Here is a 3,169-nt window from a genome sequence, read left to right as displayed (position 1 = left end):
CGGCGGGAGACCGTCGGACGGCGGGATCACACCAGGCGGAGTACCGGGCGGCGGAACAGAACCCGGCGGGAGACCATTGGACGGCGGCGGAGTACCGGGCGGCGGGACGGACCCCGGCGGAAGGCCGTCGGAGGGCGGTGGGGTGCCGGGTGTCGAGAGATCGTCCCATGGCACCGGAGGCGGGGGCGGCGACGCGGCCGAGGGTGACAGCGCGGACATCGACGCGGCCACCGGCACCGGTGCGCTCCCGGGCGCCGACGCGCCCCAGGCGGCCGATGCCGCGGGGGCCGGAACCCCGGGCACCGGCGTGTCGCCGGAGAACGTCGGCACGGGCGACGTCGCATCCGGAAACGGCACGGCGGCGTGGGCCACGGCCGGCAGCATGACGGCCGCCCCCACCGCCCCGGTCAGAATCAGTTTTCCAAGCATGTGCGTCTCCACCTGCTGGTGTGACCAGTGTGACTGGCGTGATGGACATGAACTCCGAAGATGCTGGCAGCCGTCGTATCCGCCGACGGCAAAGACACCCTCCGCGGGAAGCCCGCAGGAGGAACGGCTTGTGGCAACAGGCCCGTGAGATGCCCATGGATCGGAACACCGGACCCGGAAACGAATGGGCTTCACCCCTTCGGGGCTTCCGCCCCATATGCAGGTCCGCCCCCACTTCGGAGCTCGGCCGCATTCATCGGGCGGACCGGCGGAAACGGGCCTGACAAGCCGTCATGAATAACGGTTAAATACGATCGGTCCGCGAGTCCGTACGCATCAAAGATGTCAAGGTTGAGGACGCCATCCATCCATGGGGGACATAATCGGGCTGTGGCGCGCGACACTGTTGAGACCCATTTCACCGAGGCCGTGACCGCCCTTTCCCCCGGGGCGCCGCGCGATCCCGGCCTGCCCGTGCGGGAGGGCACGACCCTGACGGGCGCCCGCTGCCGCGAGCTGTTCGAGTTCCAGCTCGGCAGCAGGCTGCTGGACGTCACCGCCCGCTGGCTGCGCGAGCAGGGCCAGGGCTTCTACACCATCGGCTCGGCCGGGCACGAGGGCAACGCCGCGGTCGCCGCCGCGCTGCGCGCCACCGACCCCGCCCTCCTGCACTACCGGTCCGGCGCCTTCTACCTGACCCGGTCGGCGATGGCGGGACGGCTGCCGGAGGAGGGGCTGCGCGACGTGCTGCTCGGCCTGACCGCCTCGGTCGAGGAGCCGGTGGCGGGCGGGCGGCACAAGGTCTTCGGCCACCCCGACCTGGCGGTGATCCCGCAGACCTCCACGATCGCCAGCCACGTGCCCCGCGCGGTGGGCGTGGCCTTCGCCATCGAGCGCGCCCGCCAGCTCGGCCTGCCGGGGCCCTGGCCCGCCGACGCGATCGCGACGTGCAGTTTCGGCGACGCCTCCATGAACCACGCCAGCGCCCTGTCGGGCCTCAACACGGCCGCCTACGGCTCGTACCAGAAGCTGGCGCTGCCGATCCTGTTCGTCTGCGAGGACAACGGCCTGGGCATCAGCGTGCGCACCCCCGACGGCTGGGTCAGGGCCGCCCGCCACCCGCTGATGAGATACTTCGAGGCCGACGGCTGCGACCTCTCCGACGTCCACGACGTGGCGCTGGCCGCCGCCGACCACGTCCGCACGCACCGCGCCCCCGCCCTGCTGCACGTCGGCACCGTCCGGCTGATGGGCCACGCGGGCTCGGACGTCGAGCTGTCCTACCGGACCAAGCGGGAGATCGACGCCGACCTGGCGCGCGACCCCCTCGTGGCGACCGCCAGGCTCCTCGTCGAGGCCGGCCTCACCACCCCCGACGAGCTCCTGCTGCGGTACGAGACGACGCGCGAGCACCTGTTCAAGATGGCGATGGAGAGCTCCCGGCGTCCCCGGCTGGTCTCCGCCCTCGACATCGTGGAGCCGCTCGCCCCGCGCACCCCCGCGGCCGTCGCCGCGGCCAGCGCCGAGTTCTCGTCCCCGGACGCCAGGGCGAGGGCGTTCGCGGGCAGGCTCCCCGAGCAGGAGGGGCCGCTGACCTTCTCCCAGTCCGTCAACCGCACCCTCGCCGACGCGCTGGCCGCCCACCCCGACGTGCTGGTGTTCGGCGAGGACGTCGCGCGCAAGGGCGGCGTCTACGGCGTCACCCGCGGCCTGCAGAAACGCTTCGGCCCCGGCCGGGTGTTCGACACCCATCTGGACGAGCAGGCCGTGCTCGGCCTGGCGCTCGGCTCCGGGGTCTCCGGCCTGCTGCCGTTGCCCGAGATCCAGTATCTGGCGTACCTGCACAACGCCCTGGACCAGATCCGGGGCGAGGCCGCGACCCTCCAGTTCTTCTCCCAGGGGGCCTTCCGCAACCCGATGGTGGTGCGCGTCGCCTCCTACGCCTACCAGAAGGGCTTCGGCGGCCACTTCCACAACGACAACTCGGTCGCCGCGCTGCGCGACATCCCGGGCCTGGTCGTGGCCTCCCCCGCCCGGCCCGACGACGCCGCCTCGATGCTGCGCACCTGCCTGGCCGCCGCCCGCGTCGACGGCAGCGTCTGCGTCTTCCTCGAACCCATCGCCCTGTACAACACCCGCGACATGTTCGAGGAGGGCGACAACGGCTGGCTCGCCCCGTACGCCCCCCCGGTCCGGTGGACGGAGACGCACATCCCGATCGGGCGGGCCCGCAGTTACGGCGACGGCCGCGACCTGACCATCGTGACCTTCGGCAACGGCCTGCGGATGAGCCTGCGCGCCGCGGTGCGGCTCACCGCCGAGGGGCACGGCTGCCGGGTCCTGGACCTGCGCTGGCTCTCCCCCCTGCCGGTGGAGGATCTGATGCGGGCCGCCGAGCTGACCGGCAAGGTGCTGATCGCCGACGAGACCCGCCGCACCGGGGGCGTCTCGGAGAGCATCCTCGCCGAGCTGCTCGACGCGGGTTTCACCGGCAGGGTCTCCCGGGTGACCTCCTCCGACAGCTTCGTCCCGCTGGGCGAGGCGGCCAGGCACGTGCTGCTGTCGGAGGCCGAGATCGAGGCCGCCGCCCGCAAGCTGCTCGGCTGATTCCCGTCGGGGGGGGCCCGCCCGGGGGGGGGGGGCCCCCCCCCCGGGGGGGGGCGGGGGCGGCGGGGGTGTTAAACCCAAGAAGGGGGTTGGGGGCCGCCCCCCCCGAGAAGGGCCCCCCGGGGGTTAGCCC

1 protein-coding gene is annotated in these 3,169 nt (G+C 73.1%); it reads left to right on the top strand.

The genetic code is table 11. The annotated features are described in order from the left end of the window. Positions 1-819 precede the first annotated feature (819 nt). Positions 820-3,036 (top strand): thiamine pyrophosphate-dependent enzyme, encoded by a 2,217-nt coding sequence (locus ACFYWM_RS29340; protein ID WP_389919906.1) that lies wholly within the window; start codon positions 820-822, stop codon positions 3,034-3,036. Positions 3,037-3,169: the final 133 nt, after the last annotated feature.

Origin of the sequence: Streptosporangium sp. NPDC002721, from assembly GCF_042888905.1 — a bacterium.
Lineage (GTDB): Bacteria > Actinomycetota > Actinomycetes > Streptosporangiales > Streptosporangiaceae > Streptosporangium.
The sequence above is the reverse complement of the archived record's forward strand: the minus strand, read 5'-3'. Positions and strand labels throughout refer to the sequence as shown.